At 61.7% G+C, this 20,784-nt stretch carries 27 protein-coding genes and 1 tRNA gene; 11 read left to right on the forward strand and 17 right to left on the reverse strand.

Annotation, left to right across the window (positions count from 1 at the left end):
• Positions 1-69: 69 nt before the first annotated feature.
• Together CK222_RS09655 and CK222_RS09660 are read right to left on the reverse strand one after the other, a co-directional pair.
• Entirely contained in the window at positions 70-2,307 is a 2,238-nt protein-coding gene (locus tag CK222_RS09655) for an AGE family epimerase/isomerase (RefSeq protein WP_095800189.1), read from the reverse strand.
• A 10-nt stretch (positions 2,308-2,317) separates the two neighbouring features.
• A complete protein-coding gene (locus CK222_RS09660) occupies positions 2,318-3,838 on the reverse strand; it encodes a phosphomannomutase/phosphoglucomutase (protein WP_095800190.1) in 1,521 nt (506 codons plus the stop codon).
• Positions 3,839-4,038: 200 nt separating this feature from the next.
• On the opposite strand from CK222_RS09660, the gene CK222_RS09665 reads away from it, so the two are divergent.
• A tRNA-Pro gene (locus CK222_RS09665) sits at positions 4,039-4,115 on the forward strand.
• Positions 4,116-4,204: 89 nt separating this feature from the next.
• Here the strand turns inward: CK222_RS09665 and CK222_RS09670 are convergent.
• Positions 4,205-4,390 carry a hypothetical protein gene (locus CK222_RS09670; RefSeq protein WP_095800191.1) on the reverse strand — a complete coding sequence of 62 codons (186 nt, stop codon included), beginning with the start codon at positions 4,388-4,390 and terminating at the stop codon, positions 4,205-4,207.
• Positions 4,387-4,668 carry a hypothetical protein gene (locus CK222_RS09675; RefSeq protein WP_141247044.1) on the reverse strand — a complete coding sequence of 94 codons (282 nt, stop codon included), beginning with the start codon at positions 4,666-4,668 and terminating at the stop codon, positions 4,387-4,389. The genes CK222_RS09670 and CK222_RS09675 overlap by 4 nt, the downstream gene beginning before the upstream one ends.
• Positions 4,669-5,262: 594 nt before the next feature.
• On the opposite strand from CK222_RS09675, the gene CK222_RS09680 reads away from it, so the two are divergent.
• Genes CK222_RS09680 through CK222_RS09690 form a run of 3 tightly spaced genes read left to right on the forward strand, consistent with a single transcriptional unit; the run spans position 5,263 to position 6,639 of the window.
• Complete coding sequence (locus tag CK222_RS09680) at positions 5,263-5,694, forward strand: Hsp20/alpha crystallin family protein (protein ID WP_095800193.1); 432 nt, start codon at positions 5,263-5,265, stop codon at positions 5,692-5,694.
• Between the two features lie 12 nt (positions 5,695-5,706).
• Positions 5,707-6,111: an Hsp20/alpha crystallin family protein gene (locus tag CK222_RS09685; RefSeq protein ID WP_095800194.1), complete on the forward strand. Its 405-nt coding sequence runs from the start codon at positions 5,707-5,709 to the stop codon at positions 6,109-6,111.
• A 27-nt stretch (positions 6,112-6,138) separates the two neighbouring features.
• Positions 6,139-6,639, forward strand: a complete 501-nt coding sequence (locus tag CK222_RS09690; RefSeq protein ID WP_095800195.1) for an Hsp20/alpha crystallin family protein — start codon at positions 6,139-6,141, stop codon at positions 6,637-6,639.
• 478 nt (positions 6,640-7,117) lie between these two features.
• Here the strand turns inward: CK222_RS09690 and CK222_RS09695 are convergent, their stop codons facing one another.
• Positions 7,118-7,711, reverse strand: a complete 594-nt coding sequence (locus CK222_RS09695; protein WP_095800196.1) for an SOS response-associated peptidase — start codon at positions 7,709-7,711, stop codon at positions 7,118-7,120.
• Between the two features lie 373 nt (positions 7,712-8,084).
• On the opposite strand from CK222_RS09695, the gene CK222_RS09700 reads away from it, so the two are divergent.
• On the forward strand, positions 8,085-8,306 hold the full coding sequence (locus tag CK222_RS09700; RefSeq protein ID WP_141247045.1) for a hypothetical protein: 222 nt from the start codon (positions 8,085-8,087) through the stop codon (positions 8,304-8,306).
• Positions 8,307-9,169: 863 nt separating this feature from the next.
• Complete coding sequence (locus tag CK222_RS09710) at positions 9,170-9,367, forward strand: hypothetical protein (RefSeq protein ID WP_141247046.1); 198 nt, start codon at positions 9,170-9,172, stop codon at positions 9,365-9,367.
• Positions 9,368-9,766: 399 nt separating this feature from the next.
• Here the strand turns inward: CK222_RS09710 and CK222_RS09715 are convergent, their stop codons facing one another.
• Both CK222_RS09715 and CK222_RS32240 read right to left on the reverse strand, forming a co-directional pair.
• The gene (locus CK222_RS09715) at positions 9,767-9,994 is read right to left on the reverse strand and encodes a DUF768 domain-containing protein (protein WP_067320813.1); all 228 of its coding nucleotides are present in this window, start codon (positions 9,992-9,994) and stop codon (positions 9,767-9,769) included.
• The gene (locus CK222_RS32240) at positions 9,991-10,167 is read right to left on the reverse strand and encodes a hypothetical protein (protein WP_095800199.1); all 177 of its coding nucleotides are present in this window, start codon (positions 10,165-10,167) and stop codon (positions 9,991-9,993) included. The genes CK222_RS09715 and CK222_RS32240 overlap by 4 nt, the downstream gene beginning before the upstream one ends.
• A gap of 815 nt (positions 10,168-10,982) precedes the next feature.
• On the opposite strand from CK222_RS32240, the gene CK222_RS09725 reads away from it, so the two are divergent.
• Together CK222_RS09725 and CK222_RS31550 are read left to right on the forward strand one after the other, a co-directional pair.
• Positions 10,983-11,192: a cold-shock protein gene (locus tag CK222_RS09725; RefSeq protein ID WP_095800200.1), complete on the forward strand. Its 210-nt coding sequence runs from the start codon at positions 10,983-10,985 to the stop codon at positions 11,190-11,192.
• A gap of 103 nt (positions 11,193-11,295) precedes the next feature.
• Positions 11,296-11,520: a hypothetical protein gene (locus CK222_RS31550; protein WP_141247048.1), complete on the forward strand. Its 225-nt coding sequence runs from the start codon at positions 11,296-11,298 to the stop codon at positions 11,518-11,520.
• A 55-nt stretch (positions 11,521-11,575) separates the two neighbouring features.
• Here the strand turns inward: CK222_RS31550 and CK222_RS09730 are convergent, their stop codons facing one another.
• Positions 11,576-11,767: a hypothetical protein gene (locus CK222_RS09730; protein ID WP_095800201.1), complete on the reverse strand. Its 192-nt coding sequence runs from the start codon at positions 11,765-11,767 to the stop codon at positions 11,576-11,578.
• Positions 11,768-13,087: 1,320 nt separating this feature from the next.
• Between CK222_RS09730 and CK222_RS09740 the strand changes: the two genes are divergently transcribed.
• Positions 13,088-13,318 (forward strand): hypothetical protein, encoded by a 231-nt coding sequence (locus CK222_RS09740; RefSeq protein ID WP_095800203.1) that lies wholly within the window; start codon positions 13,088-13,090, stop codon positions 13,316-13,318.
• A gap of 225 nt (positions 13,319-13,543) precedes the next feature.
• On the opposite strand, the gene CK222_RS09745 is transcribed toward CK222_RS09740, so the two are convergent.
• A complete protein-coding gene (locus tag CK222_RS09745) occupies positions 13,544-14,449 on the reverse strand; it encodes an RNA ligase family protein (protein ID WP_095800204.1) in 906 nt (301 codons plus the stop codon).
• 301 nt (positions 14,450-14,750) lie between these two features.
• Here CK222_RS09745 and CK222_RS09750 point away from each other — a divergent pair, with 301 nt between their 5' ends.
• Positions 14,751-15,428, forward strand: coding sequence for an outer membrane protein (locus CK222_RS09750; protein WP_095800205.1), 678 nt, complete (start codon positions 14,751-14,753; stop codon positions 15,426-15,428).
• A 73-nt stretch (positions 15,429-15,501) separates the two neighbouring features.
• Here the strand turns inward: CK222_RS09750 and CK222_RS32865 are convergent, their stop codons facing one another.
• The 3 genes from CK222_RS32865 to CK222_RS09770 all read right to left on the reverse strand — a co-directional run bounded on the left by CK222_RS32865 (position 15,502) and on the right by CK222_RS09770 (position 17,185).
• Entirely contained in the window at positions 15,502-15,639 is a 138-nt protein-coding gene (locus CK222_RS32865; protein WP_245432986.1) for a hypothetical protein, read from the reverse strand.
• A 195-nt stretch (positions 15,640-15,834) separates the two neighbouring features.
• Positions 15,835-16,227, reverse strand: coding sequence for a hypothetical protein (locus tag CK222_RS09765; RefSeq protein WP_245432987.1), 393 nt, complete (start codon positions 16,225-16,227; stop codon positions 15,835-15,837).
• A 106-nt stretch (positions 16,228-16,333) separates the two neighbouring features.
• Positions 16,334-17,185 carry a glycoside hydrolase family 108 protein gene (locus CK222_RS09770; protein WP_095800208.1) on the reverse strand — a complete coding sequence of 284 codons (852 nt, stop codon included), beginning with the start codon at positions 17,183-17,185 and terminating at the stop codon, positions 16,334-16,336.
• A 150-nt stretch (positions 17,186-17,335) separates the two neighbouring features.
• Here CK222_RS09770 and CK222_RS31555 point away from each other — a divergent pair, with 150 nt between their 5' ends.
• Positions 17,336-17,506, forward strand: coding sequence for a hypothetical protein (locus tag CK222_RS31555; protein WP_245432988.1), 171 nt, complete (start codon positions 17,336-17,338; stop codon positions 17,504-17,506).
• Here the strand turns inward: CK222_RS31555 and CK222_RS09775 are convergent.
• The 5 genes from CK222_RS09775 to CK222_RS09795 form a co-directional block, all read right to left on the reverse strand.
• On the reverse strand, positions 17,503-18,519 hold the full coding sequence (locus CK222_RS09775; protein WP_095800209.1) for a contractile injection system protein, VgrG/Pvc8 family: 1,017 nt from the start codon (positions 18,517-18,519) through the stop codon (positions 17,503-17,505). The two genes, CK222_RS31555 and CK222_RS09775, sit on opposite strands and share 4 nt — an antisense overlap.
• Complete coding sequence (locus CK222_RS09780; RefSeq protein WP_095800210.1) at positions 18,516-18,746, reverse strand: tail protein X; 231 nt, start codon at positions 18,744-18,746, stop codon at positions 18,516-18,518. The genes CK222_RS09775 and CK222_RS09780 overlap by 4 nt, the downstream gene beginning before the upstream one ends.
• Before the next feature lie 30 nt (positions 18,747-18,776).
• Positions 18,777-19,166, reverse strand: coding sequence for a response regulator (locus CK222_RS09785; protein WP_095800211.1), 390 nt, complete (start codon positions 19,164-19,166; stop codon positions 18,777-18,779).
• 80 nt (positions 19,167-19,246) lie between these two features.
• The gene (locus CK222_RS09790; protein WP_095800212.1) at positions 19,247-19,666 is read right to left on the reverse strand and encodes a phage tail protein; all 420 of its coding nucleotides are present in this window, start codon (positions 19,664-19,666) and stop codon (positions 19,247-19,249) included.
• A complete protein-coding gene (locus CK222_RS09795) occupies positions 19,666-20,673 on the reverse strand; it encodes a hypothetical protein (RefSeq protein WP_095800213.1) in 1,008 nt (335 codons plus the stop codon). Before CK222_RS09795 ends, CK222_RS09790 begins: the two co-directional genes overlap by 1 nt.
• Between the last annotated feature and the right edge of the window lie 111 nt (positions 20,674-20,784).

The following is a 20,784-nucleotide window of genomic DNA, read 5'->3' on the forward strand; positions in this document are numbered from 1 at the left end:
CCGCAGTGACAGCAATCTCCTCCGCAAGGGTAGAGATTGGCAGCTTCTGCGTTGCCGCCAGTTGCCCCCTCACCCCTTCTCCGCCGTTCCGTCCAGATACTGCGTCAGCGCGCAAACCAGATGGTAGAAGATGCTCGCCGGCACGTCGCTCGCCAATGACCGGCCGCGCTCGTCGATGCGGTCAATCCAGAGGCCGAGCGGCGCCGGGTCGATGTGCCAGCGGAACAGGTGGCCGACGCGCGCCTCGATCTCCGGCTTGAGGTCCGGCCCACCCGAGCCGTCGAGCGCGATCGCAGCCTTGATCGCCTCGGCCTGCGGCCAGCTGCGCGAGACCGTGTCGAGCGGAAGGCCCTGGCGCGAGACGGCGCCATAGGCAAGGCCGGTGGCGCGGTTGAGGCCGTTGGCGACAGCCGAGGCATAGAGCTTGCGGGCGAAGCCGGTGAGTTCGGCCTGGCCGCTGCGGGCGGCGAAATCGACGAGCAGCGAGGCCCATTCGAAATGGTGGCCGGGTTCGGTCCATGTTCCTTTCTCGCCCGCCACGGGCTTCCAGCCGTCGTCGAAATACTCGCCCAGCGTCCAGCTTTCGGCATCGAAGAAATGACTGCGGAAGAGATCTATGACGCGCGCCGCGCGGCGCAGGTAGGCGCGCTCGCCAGTGGCTCTGTGCCAAGCGAGAAAGGCTTCGAGCAGATGCATGTGCGGGTTGGAGCGACGCTCGCCCTCGCCGTCGGAGGTTTCGAGGAAACCTGTCATGCGGCTGTCCTCGAGATGAGCATCGAGGAAAGCAAAGGTTTCCGCGGCGAGCCGCAACGCATCGGGATGACCCGACATATGCGCGTGCGCCAGCGCCAACAGCACGCAGGAATGGTCGTAGGCATCCTCGACCGGATCGGCGACCGAGCCGTCGATATTGAGCGTGCGCACCCAGCCTCCTTTGTCGGTGCGGCCCCGGCCTGCCATGAAGTCAAGGCCATGAGCGATCAGCCGATCCGCCGGGCCGTCCCAGCCGCGCTCCTTGGCGACGGCGAAGGCATAGATCTGGCGCGCCTGGGTGCGCATGCGTTTCGGCTTCATCAACGGCGCCGCGTCGAAGCCCAGCGCCTCGTGGAAGCCGCCATGGCGCTCATCGACGCCTGACCTCGACCACAGCGGCAGCGTCTCCTCGAACAGCCAGTGCCGAACGCGGCGCCGCCAGGCGCCGCTCTCGATGACGCGGTCATGCGCCGGCGTGAACCTCGTCTCCAGCCGGCCGGATTTCTCCAGCTGCTCGACGATCTTCTTGACGTGCTGGCTGTGGCTGACCGGCGCCACGAAGGTGGCGTCTGCCGTCGAGACGATGGCCACGTCCTTCATGCCGATGGCCGACAGCAGCCGGCCGTCGCCGCGGATGTAGGAGTTCTCGCAATCGATGGCGACGACATCGCCGAGGATGACGTTACCGTGGCTGTCGGACGGGCCGACATCGAGCAGCGACTGCCACGAACCGAGATCGTTCCAGCGGAATCCGGCCGCCACCATGGCGATGTCCTTGGCCCGCTCCATGATAGCGTAGTCGATCGAGGTCGACGGGATCGCCGAGTAAAGTTCCAGCGGCATGTAGAGCCCGGAAAGATCGTTGGTCGCCGCGTGATAAGCGGCTTCCGTCGCCTGCCAGATCCTGGGCTCGAAGGCGGCGAAGGCAGCGCGCATGGCGCCGGCGCGAAACAGGAAAATGCCGGTATTCCAATAGAAGCTGCCGGCGTCGAGATAAGCCCGCGCGGTGGCGAGGTCGGGCTTCTCGACGAAGCGCGAGACGTCGAACACGCCGTCGCGATCGGCCGCGACCTCGATATAGCCATAGCCGGTTTCGGGCTGCGTCGGCTTAATCCCGAACACCACCAAGCGACCGGTTCTCGCCGCCGCAGCACCCGCTTCAACGCTCCGCCAGAACTGCCGCGCGGTGGAGATTTCGTGGTCGGAGGGCACCACGAGAACAAGCTCATCGCCAAATTCGGAGAGGGTGCGCAGGCTGGCAAGCGCCACGGCAGCGGCGGTGTTGCGCCCCGTGGGCTCGAACAATGGGCCGCCGCCGGCGAGATCAATGCCGGCAAGATCGGCATGGACGCGGTCGGCATGGCGCTCCGATGCGATGAGAAAGATCGGCGTCTGCCCTTCAGGCCGCGCGGCCAGCCGGCGCAAGGTCTTGGCCAGCATCGAACCGTCGCCGGAAAGGTCGTGGAATTGCTTGGGATTGTCCTCGCGCGACAGGGGCCATAACCGCGAGCCGACGCCGCCGCTCATGACGAAACTGACGATGCGCTGGCTCATGGCTGCCCTGTCAGAAGGTCTGGTTGTAGGCGCCGACTTCGGGACTGCGGCGCAGCACGGCGTCGACGGCTTCGAACATCTGCCGGCGCCGCTCGGACGATACCGGGCTCTCCACCACCACGACAAGCTCGGGCTTGTTCGAGGAGGCGCGCACCAGGCCCCAGGTGCCGTCCTCCGCAACGACGCGCACGCCGTTGACGGTGATGAGCTTTACGATCTTCTGGCCGGCAAAGTCAGCACCTTCGCGGTGCATCGTCTGAAAATCCGCCACGACGCGGTCGACCACGCCGTACTTCACCTCGTCGGGGCATTGCGATGACATGGTCGGCGTATCGTAGGTCAGCGGCAACGCGCGCCAGAGATCGGCCATCGAGCTCCGCGGATTGCGGTCGAGCATCTGGCAGACGACGATCGCAGTGATCAGCCCGTCGTCATAGCCGCGGCCGATAGGCGGGTTGAAGAAGAAATGCCCGGATTTCTCGAAGCCGGCGACGGCACCGAGCTCGGCAACGCGGCGCTTCATGTAGGAATGGCCGGTCTTCCAATAGTCAGTTGTGGCGCCGTTCGCCTTGAGCACATGGTCGGTGGCGAAGAGCCCCGTCGACTTGACGTCGACGACGAAGGCCGAGCCCGGATGGAGCGATGAAGTATCGCGCGCGAGCATGAGGCCGACCTTGTCGGCGAAGACCTCGTTGCCCTCGTTGTCGACGACGCCACAGCGGTCGCCGTCGCCATCGAAGCCCAGTCCGACATCTGCGCCCGTCTCCAGCACCTTCTCGCTGATGGCACGCAGCATCTGCATGTCCTCGGGATTAGGATTGTAGCGCGGGAACGCGTGGTCGAGCTCGACGTCGAGCGGGATCACCTCGCAGCCGACACGCGCCAGCGCTTCCGGCGCGAAGGCGCCGGCCGTGCCGTTGCCGCAAGCGCAAACGACCTTGAGCTTTTTCGAGATGTGTTTGCCCTTGGTAAGATCATCGACATAGAGCTCCCGGAAACCGGAGATGAACTCGTAGGCACCGGCGCCGCGGAGGTCGAAGTCGGCTTCGAGCACGATCTTCTTCAACGCGCTCATCTCTTCCGGACCAAAGGTGAGCGGCCGCGCCGCCCCCATCTTGACGCCGGTCCAGCCATTCTCGTTATGCGAGGCGGTAACCATGGCGACCGAGGGTGTATCGAGCGCGAACTGCGCGAAATAGGCCATGGGGGACAAAGCCAGGCCGATATCCTTCACCCGGGCGCCCGCCGCCATCAGGCCGGAGACCAGCGCCAGCTTGATCGACAGCGAATAGGAGCGGAAATCATGGCCGGTGACGATATCCGGCCCAACGCCCAGGCGCCGGATCAGCGTGCCCAGACCCATGCCGAGCGCCTGGACGCCGATCAAATTGAGCTCCGGCGCCTTGGTCGAGCCGGGATGGCCGACCCACCAGCGCGCGTCGTACTCGCGAAAGCCCGACGCCTTGATCAGCGCCGAGGTCTCGAATTCGAAGCTGTTGGGCCGGGCTTCGCCAACAATCGTGAAGGTCAATGGTCGAAACTCCAGAGAGCCGGAATGCCGATTTATAGAGGGCGCGGCTTATCACGAAAGCCTTTAAGCCGGGCTTTATCCGACGGCTAAATCGCATGCCATCCGGGCAAGATTGGTGAAAGCCGAGAAATGCGACAGAAGTGCAGCCATTGACGCTTGCAGGATCGGAAAGTGGCGGCTATAAGCCCGCCGTCTGGTCACGGAGTGTAGCGCAGTCTGGTAGCGCACATCGTTCGGGACGATGGGGTCGCAGGTTCAAATCCTGCCACTCCGACCAGAAAAAACAATCAGTTAGCTTCCTCCCGATTTTACCTCCCACCTGATATCCCACCTGAAACTCAGGGTCAGGCCGTCGCCCTGCTGGCTTCAGAGGTCAAAACGTATCGCCCTGCCCCGTTCGGCTGCGAACGTTCCGACCAGCGATTGCAGCTCGCCATCCGGCTCGTCGCTCCCGATCGCGCGCAGCGCGGCTACGCCGGCCTTGATCGACACCGGCCCGGGGTCGGCTGCGAGCAGAGCCTCAAGCGCGCGTTCGAATTGGTCGTTCGTCATTTCGGACCTTCCTCCTTCCAAACCGGCACCCGGTTGATCTTGATCGCCACCAGGCGCCGGATGCGCAAGCCGACGCCTTCGCGGCCGGTCGGGACGAAGGCCTCGACATCGAGCATGCCGTGATCGCCGCCGTTCTCGCATCTCATGCGGTAGGCGAGCGAGTCGACGTCGACATCACCGAAGATCTGGATCAGATCCGACGGGTGGTAATTGTGCTGCCGCTTGCAATACCGGCACCGCACCCGAACCAGGCGCATGGTGTCGTTCAGGGTCGACAACGGATAGTCCCGCCGCTTCGGGTCATAGGTCTCGGGCATGAGAACAAAAGAGGAACATTTTCCTTGATCGTCAAGACCGCCGTGTAATCTTTTAGGTCTGTCCCATAGATCACACAGACCAGCAGGCCATGCGAAGGAGTTGTAGCGAGCCGGCCTTGTGTCCGCGAGGCGCCAACCCGCTCGATCGTTTGCAGCGCCCGAGTAGGCTTGCTGCGGGCTGATTCGTTCGTGATGTAGGATTGCTCTTCGGGTCGCCCGGAAATCTCCGGGCGGGCTCTCGCCGCGCCTTTCGCCGAGCGTCTCATCACATCTTGAAACGCAATTTGCCTTACCTAACTCATTTTTGCCGGATGCCGCTATCGGGTCCTGGCACGGGAACGACGGTCCTATCATGGATCGAGTTCGGTTCATGTCGCTCGCATAGAGGATGTGTTCCGGCGTTTGCCCGAACCTCCCTCCTCGCGATTGCGAGTTGGCGCTTTCGGCCGTCTCGGTCATGCCTGATCGCGCCCCGATTGCCTTCGACCCAGTTCGCTTCCGGTGCACGCGTGCTTCGTGCGTTGCAACGTCTGGTTCAATCGAAGGAGGATACCCATGCTGCTATCGGATTTGGGCCGCGTCGGATTCGATCCGTTTCTGGAAATGCGGCGCATGCAACAGGAAGTGAATCAGCGCCTGGCCGGCCTGACCAGTGCCGCCCAGGAGTTTCCCCCGGTCAATCTTTGGGTCGGAGAGGATAGCGTAGCGCTGACAGCCGAACTGCCTGGGATCGCGCCCGATGAGATCGATCTTACGGTGCGCGAGAACACACTCACATTGAAGGGCGAATGCCAAGCTGGGGCGGAGGACGAGAAATCCGTCTGGCACCGTCGCGAGCGCCCCTATGGAAGCTTCGCGCGGACGGTGCAATTGCCGTTCCGCGTCAATCCGGAACAGGTCGAGGCACGTTTTGCCAATGGGCTGCTCGAGGTCGAGCTGCGTCGACCCGAAGCCGATCGGCCGAAGAAGATCGAGATCAAGGGATGAGAGGAGGAAAACATGGCTCAGGAACTGAAGACCACCGAACGCCAGGTCCCCAGCAAGCTTGACGGAGGGGAGCGGACCCGCTCGCGGCCCGTGTTCATACCGCGCGCCGACATCTATGAGACGCAGGACAACGTGGTCCTTCTCGTCGATATGCCAGGCGTCGCCTCGGATGGGGTCGATATCACCCTTGAGAAACGGACACTGGCGATCCGCGGCTACGCGGCCGATCAACAGCATGAGAATTATCGTCAGGTCTATGCGGAATATAGCGCCGGCGATTATGAGCGCGTCTTCACCTTATCCGAGGACATCGACCGCGATGGCATCGAGGCGTCGCAGAAGAACGGCGTCCTGCGACTGGTGTTGCCCAAGGCGGCGCCGGCCAAGGCTCGCAAAATCCAACTCAAGATGGCTTAAGCAATGGAGGGTAAAAGGAGGTTGACGATGCAAATCAGAGACCAGATTCCATGGAGCAACAATAAGGGCGGCGAAATTGCGAAGCGGGAGGAGGACAACCCCGTCTCTTCCCTGCAGCGCGACGTGAACCGCATCTTCGAGGATTTCTGGAGACGGTTCGATCAACCCTTCGGGGCGCTCGGCCGCCGGGAAGTCGGGAGCCCACGAACCGACATCGCCGAAACCGACAGCATGCTGGAGGTTTCGGTCGAGCTTCCCGGCATTGACCGGCAGGACGTCGATGTCTCGCTGACGGACAACACCCTCACCATCAAGGGCGAGAAGAAGAGCGAGCGTGAGGAGAGCAAGAAGGGCTACCACCTGTCGGAGCGCTCATACGGTTCGTTTTATCGCTCGATCCCGCTGCCCTCCATCGTGGACACGGACAAGGCGAACGCCGAATTCAAGAATGGCGTCCTGACGGTGACGCTTCCAAAGACCCAAGAAGCACTTTCGCGGGTGAAGAAGATCGAGGTGAAAACCGACTGAAGCCGCGAAGGGCAAAGAGGTCGATGCGGCGGACGCCCCCGCCGCATCTTCAATACTACGCCAAGCTGCAAGTGGACCGTGAGCGCTGCTCGTGCACGCGCCAGACCTTCGCGGGCCACTAGCAGCCCCGTGGTACAGTCCCTTTGTCTACCCGCGAATCCATGGTTCCTAGATAGGTAGCAAAATGGGAGACCGCCTGAATTGGGAGAGCCCGCTCGCGAGAGAGGGTCGAGCGGGGCTCTGTCGGGCCGGTCCAGCCTGCGACAGGGGCCCGGCCTGTCGCACGGGGTGAGAGAATTGCGGAGAAGGAGGTGACTATCGAGCTCGAGATGCGCAACAAGGCGCATGCCCTGTCCGTTCGAACGGGTCCTGCGAATTCGATCGAGATTGGCGCCATATCACCTCCTTTACCTTGGACGGACTGCGTAGGCAGATCCTGTAAGTAGCGCCCGGATGACCGAAGCGCTGCGGAGCTGAACTATTCTCTCTCCTGCCTCACCGTCTCGACGGCAAGCGACCCGCCCGGAAGCGGTCGCAACAGATCGCTCTCTGCTTTGGTCAGATTCAGCCAGGCGGACCAGTTCTCCGGCTCAAGAACCACGACCTGTCGGTTGTGATACGGCGCCACATCCGGACTAGGATCTGTCGTCAGCATCGTGAAGCTGGGCGGCTTGTTGCCGACCGCCTCGCGCCAAAGCCCGGCAATTGCCATGAACGGCGCGCCGTTGAGGGTGAAGCGGTGTTTCGCTTTCGGATATTTCGTTCCGGTGAATTCGAAGAATGCGGAAGCCGGAACCAGGCAGCGCTTGCTGTGGCCAAACTGTCGGCCCTCGGAGCGGAAATTGAAAACCGGCCCGCCTTTGGGACCGGCCGGCGGGAAGCCGAAGGTCATTGAGGCCAGCTCGATTGCCTCGCCGGCAACGCGCATTATTGGCGCCGGGTCGTTTATGCGGATGTCGTCAGCTTGCGGCAGATCGAGCTCCGTCTGATGGCTGGAGATCTGCAACGCGAGCGACTCCATCATGCGGCAGTATTCAGCCCAAGCAATGTGCTGCTCGTAATCGTTGCACATACCGGTCTCGCAGGAACTTTGGACCTCCCCTTCACGCGGGAACGCTCTGTCCGAACCGAACGTTCCCAGGCGGCTTCGCGGGTCAGCATATTTGCAGTTCCTAATGAAACGGGCGCTCTTGCTGCCAGTTTGAAGCTGCAGGCGGTCCTATCCAGCTGTCACTGGGGATTTGCCGCTCAGCCCGGCGTCTGTTCCCCCAAAGCCTCTCGGCGACGGGCTTTTTGCCAATCAGAGCCACGAGGGAAATATCATGAGCGGCGTCTGGTGGCATTGAGCCGCCTTGCGCGGCCTGCCGAGCCCGGCTGTCACATTTTCGTGAGCTTGGCTGGAACCTTCCCGACTGGGCACGGTTGCTCCAGAAACGGAGCCGAGCATGCCACAATTTCATGTTGAAGAGATGGCCGGTGAAACTGTCATCGCGAGACACGTGACCCGTGCTGCCGACGCGCTGAGCGCCGTCAGAGCAGTCACCGGGGGCCAAATTTCTGCCCGAACTGACCACCAGCGCTGGTTTCGCGTCGTCGACGAACGGAGCGCCAGCGTCCACGAGTTCGGCGTCGAAGAGCCGCCGTTGCGCACAGACTTCGCAAAATGATGAAGCCGTCTAGGCGCCCCGGCCGCTATCATGGTGACACAGGATTTGGCGGCCGGGCGCGCCCAGTAGGGCCAGGTTTGCCTAGCCTACCTTTTCGAGTTCTATCAATAGCTGGTCACCGTCGGTCACACCACGTCCGAACAAGCACATGACTTTGATCGCGACGCTTTCGCGCTCATCCACGCGTTCAATATTGTGACTTGAGCAGTAATCACTCACGGCTTTTGCAAGAATGCTGACCTCGGCTGGTTCGACTATTCCGTATACCGCTGTCCTGAGCGGGACAGCATTATGCTCGCTTCCACGCATCGTTTACCCTCTACCCCGATACCCAACAACGCGAAGAGGATACACCTGATAGAAGTCAGCTTCGAGTCAATTAGCGTCGGACTGAGGTCCGAAGCTGACCCCCTCTTTCGAACTTCTTGAAGCGCAGTACGGGTCACCGAAATTTCCGCTGCGAACGCTCGCTAGGAGGATTTTTCTAGCCGGGAAGCACACAGAGCATTTGCAGCCGGAACATTTTAGTGTTCCACGCCTATGGACAGCCGTGAAATACTCTCAGGACAACAATCAAAAGCCGCACGAGCTCTATTGAACTGGTCGCGAGTGCGGCTCGCCGACAGGGCCAATCTCAGCGAAGCGACGATCAGCGAATGGCGATTATGTATTTGACAAACCCGAACCGATAGTGCCGGAACCTTGTTGCCCCATCGAAGTTAGGTCTAAGCGGCGCGCTTCCCAGCAGATGATGCGCCGCAAGAGGCGCTATCCCGAACGGATTGGCGGGATAAGAGGGCCTCCAAAAGAGCCCGCTCTGGGGCATGGAGCGGGCTCTTTTGGGCGTCATTGGAGTGTTGGCCGTGGACGATGTCGGCTATTTCTTGGCGGTTTATAACGAAACGCTCAAGCTGCGCGCCGAGCGGCAGAGGATACTAGCGGTCGCAAATACTGAACAAGAACGCGCACAGCGAACGCGCCTCGAAATCCGAGCAATTTTTGAAGGGCAGCGCGCGACCGACGACGCGCGGTCGTCTAATCCTTCGAAGCAGGTGACTTAGCCACCTTCTCCGGTAGCGGCGGGGCCTTTCCCCTTGGTTGCGCTCCCTTGACCACCTTCTTTAGCACGCGGTCGAAGTTTTCTTCGCTGTCGTCGGTTTCGAGTTCGCGGGCGGCTTTTGGCAAATATATAATCGCCTCAGCGAATGCGAGAACGGGTTTAGAACACCGAATCCCCGCAATGTTGCCGCCATACCCGGGCCCTGGAGGGCGCGGGGATCGTCTTTCGTCTTCAAGGGAGCCCATCACTTACCCGCTCTGAAGCTCAGCATCGGACTCGCGATCCCGACGATAGAACGTGGCGGCGGCGGCAGGCAAACCGCTGCCCCCTAGGCCCGTGGAGACCGAGCGCTGCACGCCGGTTGAGGGCGTGCCTTGGGACAGCGCTTAGCTGCCAAGGGTCAATCCGTCTTCTTGACTTCTTCGGTGCCGACGATCGCGGCCAGGATCGCCTCGTAAGCGCTCCCGGTTTCCTCCTCGATCTCGCGCTCAGAAATCCCGGCAACCCTTGCATCGGTGAATAGCTTAGTCGTCAATTCCGCGACGGAAATGATGTCAGCGCCGACGCTGCCGCGCAACACGTTGTCGGTAATCCATTCGCCAAAGAATTCTGCCCCGCGTTCGCTCAATGCCGCGCCTTCAGGAAATGAGCCTCTCGAAGCAGGGCATTCCAGTCGATCCCGTTCAACTCCATCAGTTCGCGGGCTTGCTCTTCGGCAATATCTGCCTCTCTAGCCAATCGGCCGGCTAGGATCTCGTCGGGGCCGTCGCCCAACTCCCCATCGCCAGTGTCTTCGTTCATGGAACCTCCTGCCTTCCAAACTACCGAAAAGCCAACAGGTTCAGGCTTGGATTGAAAATTCTGAGCGGCCGCGGGGCGGTCGCAGGTCGGTCCGCTGATGCCGATGCCATGCGGACGGTGCTGGAACGCTCCTGAGACGAAAGAAGCTGCTCTGATCCCACAGCACCTAAAGGTTGCCGGCGTAGCGGGTGCGCCACCCTGCCAGTTGGGCCCTTGAATCCAGGCTTGCTGAACTCCGCACGGCAAGGGGCAGGCAGCCGCGTCGGTCAGGAAAGCAACAGCCCTGCCAGCAGCACAGTCAGGGCAAGCGAAGCGGGCACGGCGAGAAGCCAACGAGCTTCCAGGACACTGTTGCGAGGGTCTTGCATTTCCTTCACTCCTACCAAGACGGCTCCAGCGCATACCCGCCAAGCGCTGGAGCCGATGCTTGCGCTCAACCGCCGTTAGCGGGAGCTGCCGGCACCCTTTTCAACGGTGCCTCTATCCATTCGTTCCGAGTTCGGGCACACAGCCGGCCGCTAGGTACGACCGAAGCCCTGTCACCGCGCGCATAGGTCCATACGGTGAAACATATAGCCCGCTGTCGCATTGGCTTTCGGACGGCGACTAATCCCTTTGTCGCTTCCGGGCAGTATTAAATCGCAGCCCTTGCCTCCGATGGGATTGAGCGTTATATCTTTTAAATCGATCTTGCTGAACGAACGTTGTTCTGGCGCAATCTGCGCTCCTACGATCTTCCATCTCAATTTCGAAATTGCATCGTTTGGCAGTTGCCGAGCGAACCTAATTTTGCGTCGATTTGAAAGGAGATCGCAATGACCACTGGAACCGTAAAGTTCTTCAACTCCACGAAAGGCTTCGGCTTCATCGAGCAGGGCACTGGCCAGCCGGACGTGTTCGTTCATATCTCGGCCGTGGAGCGCGCAGGAATGCGTTCTCTCGTCGAAGGCCAGAAGGTTAGCTTTGACGTGGTGAAGGATACTCGCACCGGCAAGAGCTCGGCCGACAACCTGCAAGCCGCCTAATCACAGCGCTTTAGGGGCCTTTGACCACGGATGTACTGGCATTGGCCCCAGAGGCGCGTTTGAGAAGGTCGGGCTTGCCCGGCCTTTTCGGTTAAGGAGAAAAATGAAGTCCCTTCCCGCTGGTATCTTTAAGCCGGTTCCGTCCCGAACAGAAGCCAAGACCGATGCGACCACGCGCATCGCCCGGCAGATTGTCGATCTTGAAGCGACGGCAAGGTCTGTCAAGACAGAGAGGTTGCGCGCTGCCAGGCTGGCGCAGGCATCCCAAGCACCTGCCATCACTCCTGCAAGGAAACCCGGCCAGAAGCGGAAAAACACGGCATCGTAGTGCGCTCTCATGGCTGCGCTGGCCGGCTACGTTGTCTTCTGGCGGTGGGGGTCCCCTATTTGAAGGCGAATTTGTGGACCGCTCGGTTGGTGTCGTCGGTGACGCGAACCCATTCGGACTCGTCTCGCCTGTCCTGCACGTTTCGGCCGGTCACCCATTCAGCGGCTGCTTTCGGTGAGGTCGTTTTCGCGTAGGCTACAGAGACCGCGTCCATCCCCGACATCGTTTCAACGGTATAGCTGTTCATTGGAAAGCTCTTCAATAAAGCGCCGTCAGTACATTGAAAGAGCCCGCCCGGTGTGAGGGGACGAGTTCTTTGCCGGGGCCTCCGCCAGGGGGTCAGCTGCTCCAATCTCCCGAATGGGAAGCCGACATGCCGTCCCGACGCGTCGCTTATAATAGCGCCGCCTAGCCACCGAACTTAGGCAAGGGGCATAGGTTCCAGGAAGTTAGTTCCGTGAGGTCTTTCGGGCTGGCGTCGGGCGAAAGCAAGAGCCCGCTCGCCTGAGGGGGTCGAACGGGCTCCCGTGGGGGAGCGCCCCAGCGCGGCGGGTGAACCTCGTGCCGGAGGACACACGCCGCGACACTCAACCGGGACACTGGAGGAATGTTCCCTTGCGGCGATACGACCGAAGTCGGAACAGCTAACGCTTTAAGATGGCTGCCGGCCGCTCTACAGCCTCCAGGCTGGTGAGCGCGGCAGGCTTCTAGTCTAGCGGAGGCCATAGCCCTGGCTATGTAAGTTGCCCGCCATTCGAGAGTGCAGAACGAAAAGAGACCAAGAGCGTGGTGACCTCCCTATAGCCGAGGAGAAAGACGGCTCTGGTGCCCGGCCGAGTTGAAGGTTCCGACATTCATCTGAAACCTTATGAACGGCCCCGCGTTGGCTTCTCACGATTTCGTTACCGCGGAGGTAAGATGCAAGGTGTGAAGCGGTCGCGCTGGACGGAAACCTACCGCCCAGACGAGTTTGCGGCAAAGCACGGTTTGACAACCAGGCAGGCCGAAATTGTCATTCAGAGCAATGGTCCATCCAAGCGCAAATGCGACTTGGCAGCCGAGGCATTTAGGGCCGCGCTTAGATATTGCCGTCACTCGCGAGAAAAAGGTGCGAGAAGATCCCCTCTCAAGTCGGGAAGCAATGAAGCGCCTCAGGGTTGAAGTTATGTCCGGGGGAGCCTGAGAGGGGCGGCGCTCTGAACGCCGGCTCTTGAGCTACCGCCGCCTCGCGAGAAGGCGTCGGGAAAAGTCCGCCGTGTGTCGACAGGCTTGGAGAACCACAACATTTGTTATTTTATGCGGGCCGAATCAATGACATAGTGAGCCAGGGCCGATCGCAACGCAGTTTGCTGACTCTATGGCCCCTTGTCCTCCGACGACCGTCGACACACCCCGAGCCCCCCGCCCCGCTCGGCGGTCGTCGTCTTCTTCCAGAGTAGTACAACAAATGAGAGTGACCACGTCATAGTGCGGGTGTAAGTTACTGTCGTCGCCCGCACCTCTGACGGCAAACGGGCGCTTGGAAGTCAACTCAGGTGCTTTCGCCCAATTCCGCAGGGAGGAAGCCATGAGCAAGCGCTCTGCAAATTTCATTTCCGCTTTTGAATTTGACGTCATCCGAGAAGCCTTCCGGCGTTCGGTGGTAGAAAGTTGTCTTCCGCCACAAGAATGGGAAAGGCATGCATCTGACCTCGTTCGCAGCTTCATTGGCATCGAAGCTCCGGCCGAAGTCCTCGCCGCATTGCTCGACGTGACAGAAAAACAAAAAAGCCCGCCGGCCGGCGCCGACGGGCTTTGATCTGAGACGAAGCGAGCTTAACGCGGCTCGATGGGCGGCCCCGAAATCGGAGCAGCCGCTACCGCAGCCAGACGTTCACGCTTGCGCAGAGTGGGCTTCTCGTATGTCTTCTTCATAAAATTCCCCCCTATGATCCTCAAACGCCGCGAAACTGGCCTGTGCTATTGCTGGCTGTCAAGAGCGCCGGGGCGGCTTGAGCGAAGCCTTCACGCCCGACCGGCGCCGTTAGCAATCGGTCGGGTCGCTTCCTTCCTCGAAGTCTTGCAGCGTTGCATGGCGTAGCGTGTGTTCACCGCGAAGGAATCTTACCCGGCCAGTGATGCCAGGCTTCACCCACTCCACATCATCGGCGAAGGCGCTGGGGACACGCTGCGCTGGCTTGGCCGCCCTGCCCTCCTGCACGCGCTGCCAGAGCCGTTCCCTGAGGCCGCTGGACAGCGTGATAAACGCCGTTCCGGCATATCGGCCACCGCGCGCCATGATCGCTGCGGCGGGCTTCCCTGGCTCGCGCTTGATGCCGAGAAGTTCGAAGTCGCCGACATCCCAGCACTTCGTTTTAACCCAGGTATCGACCTTCCCGCTTCGATAGGGGCTCTCGCGTCGTTTCGAGACCATGCCTTCGAGGCCCATCTTCTCGACGGCTTCGAAGAATGCGGCGCCACCGCCCTCAACATGGTCGCTGTATTGGATGATGTCCCTGGCCGGCTTGACCAGATTCCAGAGCTTCGCCTTCCGCTCGATAACCGGCAACGAGCGCAGATCCTCGCCATCGATGTACAAGATGTCGAAGGCTACGAATGCTAGCTGCTCCGCGTTCCATGTCATGCGGGAGTGCATCCGCTGGAAGTTCGGCCGGCCATCGGGCTCCGGCGCGATCATCTCCCCGTCGAGAACGAAAGATTCAGCAGGAAGCTTTTCCGCCGCAGCGACTATCGGCCAATACCGCTTCGACCAATCGTGCCCATTCCGAGAGAAGGCACGCGCGCCAGCCCAGTCGAGGGTCAGTTGGGTCCGGTAGCCGTCGAATTTGATCTCGTGAATCCAATCATCGCTGACAGGCGGGGTCTCGACCTGGACCGGCTCAAGCGGCTTGATGAAGGACAGCCGCGATCGGCCAACAGGCTTATCCATACTAGGATCCCCAACGCAAAACTCGAAATTGATTCAATATCGCACAGCCGTAAGCGTTCCGTTAGAAATTGCTAAAGAGCCCTGAGCGTGCCAACGGGTCAGAGCGGTGAGAAGCTTCGGATTTTGGGAAGGCGGACGCCTTGGCGGCGAGCTAGCATCAGAACGCGACGCTTCTATAAGTTCGTCATGAACCTGTTGCTTGGCCGACACAAGGGATTCAAATCGCGCAACGGACCTCCCCGGGGGATATCCGAGTTTAGGCATCTCGATTATACCCCTATTAGTAGCAAGGGGCCCCGTCATGAAATCGATTCTGCTCGCGACCGCGACTCTCATTGCCGCAACCGGCGGCGCTTTCGCTGCTGATGTTGTGAACCAAGAACCCATCGCGTCCACGTACAATTGGACGGGACTCTACGTCGGCGCCCAGGCCGGCTACGAGTGGGCGAGGACGAGCTACAGTTTCAATGGTCCTGTCCCAAGCGGTACCTTTACCCCGAGCGGATTCGTGGGCGGCCTATACGTTGGGTACAACCATCAGTTCGACTCCCCGTTGGTCATCGGCGTGGAAGGCGACATCGAATATGCCAACGTCAAAGATAGCTTCAACAACCCCTTTGGGGGATTGAGTGCCGGTAGCGCCGAATTGCGCTGGCAGGGCTCGGCGCGCGTTAGGGTTGGGTACGCCGTCGATCGCTTCCTGCCCTACGTCACCGGCGGCGTTGCCTTTGGCAATTTCCGCTTTGAGGGTGGCCCCGACCCGGCAACGTTGCAGGCATGGACGAAGACCAAAACCGGATGGACCATCGGGGCCGGATTGGAATACGCGTTCGCCGACAAATGGAGCGCGCGGGTTGAGTACCGCTATACCGACTTCGGGACCGCCAATGGAAGTCTGGCGCCACTCTTCCCGGGTGTGATCGAAACTATGAAGGTCCGGGACCACGCAGTGCGCGTTGGTGTGAGCTACAAGTTCTGATCTCCTTAGTGGGAGGTTCGAGCCGGACATTTCCGGGGCTTCGCCAGAACCCCGAGCAGAGCGGCAGATCGTGCTAAGGCGCAAAGCCGCCCCTAATCATAAACATGACGATGCCGCTGACGATGCCGGCGAGAACGAGCCACATAATACGAGACAGATCGCTCGATATCTTGTCGACCTTCTGGCCGACACCGTCGATCTTGTCGTCCATATGCTTCCACCTTTCGTCGTGGCGCGCGCTCTCAATGTCCCGCTGAACGCGCCAGTTTTCGAGCGCAACCACGCGTGCGCGAAGGTCGCTGGTGTCCGTTTGGTCTTCCGCCATTTTTGCCCCGATGCTTTTCAACGCATGCTGGATTTCAGTTCGGCTCGCCGATCAGCGCTCGCCTTGGTGTGGCGATCGCATTCAGCCAGCGTGTAGAGGCCGATCGCGCAGCTTGGCGCCATCGTCCTGTCGATCTTGTTCTGATCGGCGATCGTCTTGCCCTGCGCGCCAGCGAGGCTGTTGCCGATGGCCGAGCGCAGCGCCGGCGCACCGCTGACGGCGGAAGTTGTACACGCCGCCAGCGTCGATGCACTCATCAAGAGACTTGCGAGCATCAATGCCCTTTCGGATCGCATCCTGATTATCCTTTTCGATCTTGGCGCGGACCTCTTCGGCGCCGCGGTGCTTGATGACTTCGTAAACGGCGAAAGCGGCGCCCGAGACGAGGGCCGCGATGGCCGCCCAGGCGATAGCGCCGGCGACTAGTCGCGAGACGCCGAGGCGGCCGACAAGAAGGTTGAGGAGGAAGCTCATAGCAGCCACCAGATGAGGAAGCCGGCGATGAGCGCCAGGCCTACTGCGGCGACCGTGCACAGGGCCCGATCAAGGATCACGGCGAAGACGGAGGCGAGGTTTTCCATTACGTCGCCTCACCCCCAAGAGCCGCGGCGAGGCGCTTCACCTTGCGGTTCGCATACCAGCGCCAGGCGAGACCGCCGATCGCGAGCAGCGCGCTTGCGATTGCCAGGACGACGACGACCTTGCCGATCCATTCGCTGGTGTAGGAGAACGGCGAAAGCTGGTTCTGGAGATCGTACAGGTAGCCGGAAAGGCCAAGCCCGCCAGCACCGGCGCCGGCTGCCGCATCGGCCGGCGCGGTCGATGGGGCAACCTTCCCGTCCTCGATAAAGGCTTTCGCCTGACCGCCGCCGACGAAGTTCGCCGCCTGCGGCGTCAGCCCGGTTGCCCAGGACTGGCCGATCGAGCGGACCTCCGCGACGCGAGATGACCATCCGCGACCGAACTCCGGCCATGTGTTCAGGTGCTGAAGGAAGTTCATGCGCTGATCGCAGATCCGGCCGATCAGGGCATCGTGGTTGTTGCAGGCCTGGACGGCCGCGATGGTGCCCAACCCCATGACGCCGTCAAGCCGGCCCTTGTAGAGCGGCCCGAGTGCCCGCTGCAGCCAGAGGATCGACTGCTTCGGGCCGGAGTTCACAGCGCCGTCAAAGACGACATAGTCCACCCCGGCGGGCAGTCGGTCGCCTTTCACCGCATGCCAGTACTGGCGGTCGTAGATCTCGAAGAGTTCCTGGCTGGTGATGCTCTTCACCGAACGGAGGGCCAGCTTTTTGCTGCTGCGATAAGCGTCATAGACCCGCTGGGTCACGCCCTTCATCGTGGCGCCGCCCGGGTCGGACGGGTGATTGCTGTAGCCACCCTCGTGCGCGAGCACGCGGGCGAGCGATTCCTGCTCGCGAGATGCGGTCATGAATTTTTCCTTTGCGCTGGGAACTTTCCTGCCCGCCGGCGATTGAGGGGCGCTGCGGCAGGGGGATTTGCGTATTGGATTGTTTCAGGAAGCTCGAAACGCTGATCGACGCCGGCGGCGCCAACGCCGTAGGAGAGGCGCGCGCGCTTCTTGCTCAACTCAAAGGCAAAGTCGCAGGTGCTGGCTGAGGCGATCGACGAATTCCTGCTCGACATGATGACGCTGGATTTCCTGCTCGAAGCCGAGCGCGAGGCGTTTCAGAACTCAGCGCGACGACTGGCGCATGGCCGGCTGACGATGGTGAAGCTGCTCTCGGCCTAGCGGGCGTCCGTTCCGGCCGAGCCCTGCGGGTTGCCGAGCGAGATCTGCGTCGTGTAGCCGCTGCCGCGGTCGAGCGTGTCGGTGATCGAGGATATCGTGTAGCTGCCGTCGACGCCGGCGCGCAGCTGGATCACGGCCGTGCCTTCCGGCTCGGCGGTCGGCTCGCCCTCGATCGTGATCGAACCGGCGCCTTTCTGCCGCGCGCCATCGATACGATCGGAATCGGCGCGCGTCTGCGCTGCAGTCGCGTCCGGCTGCATGAAGCGCAGCACGTCCTCCGGCTCGACGTCGTCGCCGGTCTCGACCTCTTCGATGACCTGACTGGCCCTATGCAAGTCGTACCAGCGGCCCTTCTTCTTCTTGAAGCGCGGCCGGTCGGTCGCCGGCGTAAGGCCGCTCGCCGAGATTACCATGCCGCGGGTGATGACGATCGTCGGCAGCGGCTGGCCGGTCGCCGAGACGCCCCGGTTGCGCGGCACGAAGCCAGCCCGTGCGCCCCTAATGGCGAACGTCGCGCCGTGCTCGCGCCCCAGCCTGTCGGCGAAGGCTAAGAAGCTTTCGTTGTCCTGCGCTTCATATTCCAGCTGCCGGCCGGCAAGCGAGGAATGCACCTTGATCGACAGACCGGCGTCGCCGGCGGCATCCTGGAGCACCCGTCCGAGCGTGGTCTTTTCCCAATGGCGATCGGTCGGCTGCTTGACCTTGCCTCTGAGGCTGGCCGAGCGCGCGGTGATGGAGAGCACGCTGCCCGAGCCGCGATCGAGAGACCAGTCGCAGGTGTCGACCTCGCCTTCGAAGCGGCGCATTGCACCACGTGCCCAGCCGAGTTCGATCGACACCGGCGTGCCCGTCTTGGGAAACCGGACCGTCGCATCATGATCGTCGAGCGTGAACATCGCCGACTGCGTCGCCTCGGTGCTCGACTTGGTGATCGTCAACGAGATCAGCCGCGGCACGAAACGAGAGGTAACATCCTGCCCACCGACCACGACGCGGAAATGACCTTTTCTCATTCGAAGAGATCGATCACTGGCCTGGGGGCCGCGCCTTCAGCCGCCATTTCCGCCTGTGTCATCACGGTCACGACTAAACCCACGGGAAGCTGCGGACCGGACCTGGCAAGATCCTGGTTAAGGGCGAAGGTCTTCGCCACCATGCCCGAGAAGACCTTGCGATAGTGCCTTGCAAGAAGAGTGGACAGCGTCGTGCCTTCCGTCCTGACGGTGACGGTCTCGGTCATGGGCTCCAATCCAGAATCGTGTCCGAGCGGCTAAGTGTTTTCGCCGGGCGGCTGATCGTTGAGCAGGGTGGCCAGTGCGGTCGTGATCTGCGGCATGAAGAACGGCTTCGCAATCATTACGCTGTTGGGGACGCCTTCGGAAGGCCAATGAACGGCGCTGTCGCCGCTGATGTAGATTACTGGCATGGCAGCATTTACCGCACGGATTTCGCGAGCCAAATCCCAACCTGATTTCCCCGGCCCCAGACGAATGTCGGTAATGAGGGCTTTGATCGTCTCAGGCGCCGCATCGAACGCGCTCAATGCAGCTTCGGCACTGGTCAAGCCCGACACGGCAAAGCCAGCTTCCTCCAATGCGGTTTCGATTTCCAAGAGGATGAGAGGTTCGTCCTCAACGACCAGAATCGTGCCGCCGCCCATAAGGTCCCTTCCCTCATTTGGTCTACTACGCTCTCGACAGCGGTTCGGTTCCAAGGAAAGTAATCGTTTTCGCGCGCCTTTTAGCCGAGCAGCGAAAACAGCGACGCGAAGAAGTCGCTCGCCGCCGGCGCCGCCGATTTCTGCATCTTGACGGTGATATCGACGATCTGGCCGATCCCGTCGCGATCGAGGAATGTGTGCTCGTCGTTGACCGACTGCACGACGTAGAAGCCGAACACGCTGCCGTCGCCACGTGTGACCAGCTGCGGCGTGCCGCCGAGCTGCGCATGGCGCAGAATGTTCAGCGTGCCCAGTCCACCAAGCTTTGAGGGGATCAGGCGGCCGGAAACGGTGAGCGTCTCGGACCCGACGCCGACATCTTCGAGAGGTGGCATCGCGCCGACCACCGGCTTCTCGGCATAGGCGTGCGTCGTCTCACGCGCATGCGTGTCGATGTTGAAGGCAAGATCGCATTCGACCAGCCCGATCTTCATCAGCATCAGCGCGGTCCTCCAAAATCGATCGCTTGCCCGCGCGTGGCGGACTGCACCTGCTGCCCGGTCGTCCTCCCCAGCGAGCCGACTGGACGCATCAGGTCCGCCTTGGCGGACGAGAGGAAGCTGCTGACGCCGGCGATGAAGGCGGCAGCGGCGTTCTTGCCGAACGACGATCCCGCGCCCGCGAGGCCAGACGTAAAGGTCTGCGCGGCGTTTTGGCCCGCCTGCGTGCCGCCCTCAGCGATCTTGCTGCCGGCGTCGGCGCCGCCGGATTGCAGCCGACGCTCGAATTCGTCGGCATCGAAGCCGGCGACGTTCGGGCCGATGCCCGGGAGACCCGGTGGCGGCGGCACATAGGCCTGGCCACCCCTGGCAGCCGCATGACGCCCTTCGGCGTACACCTGGTACTGTCGCTCGGCAGGGGTCATCTCTGCCCAGTTCCTCGGACCTGGCGTGGGGATCGGCGTGCTCGAGCCCGGCATGCCGGTGTTCGGCTCGCGCGTCTGGCGATCTTCGAGGATCTTCGTCTGCAGCGCATCGAAGACACTCTTGATCTCGCCGCGGCCGAGCTGCGCCAGCGCATCGCGGAACGCCTTCTCGGCCGGCGCGCCGGTGAAGCGATCGAAGAACCCAAGCTCGGGATGATGCTTGTTGTAGCGATCCTTGAACTCGCCCATATAGGCCAGCGGATCGCGGCCGCTTGCCCGCAGCGTCTCATAGCCCTTGTCGACGGCCATCAAGTCGGACAGACGGCTGTTGACCTTTTCGAGGACCGGGTTGAGTGCCCTGCCGGAGAGGTCGCCAAGCACCCTCCCTGTTTCCTGAATGTTGTTGATCAGCTGCTGCCAGTTGCCTTCGGCATCGCCGGTGATCTGAGCGAAATCCTTCGCGACGGTGCCGGACGCACTGCCAAGCGCATCCAGATGCTTCTTCAGAGCACGCCTCCAGCAACCCCTCGCGACCATGCAGGTCGAGGCCTTCGCAATGCGCCACCATGCCGATGCCGTCATTTCCGCCAGCGCTACCAGCCCGGCAGTTCCATTTGTTCTTGGCGGTGTTGAACGCAAAGGTGTCCGTGCCTCCGCAATGCGGGCATGGCTGCGGGTGCTCGTGTCGGCGGC

The sequence above is a fragment of the Mesorhizobium sp. WSM3866 genome, from assembly GCF_002294795.1.
Classification (GTDB): domain Bacteria; phylum Pseudomonadota; class Alphaproteobacteria; order Rhizobiales; family Rhizobiaceae; genus Mesorhizobium.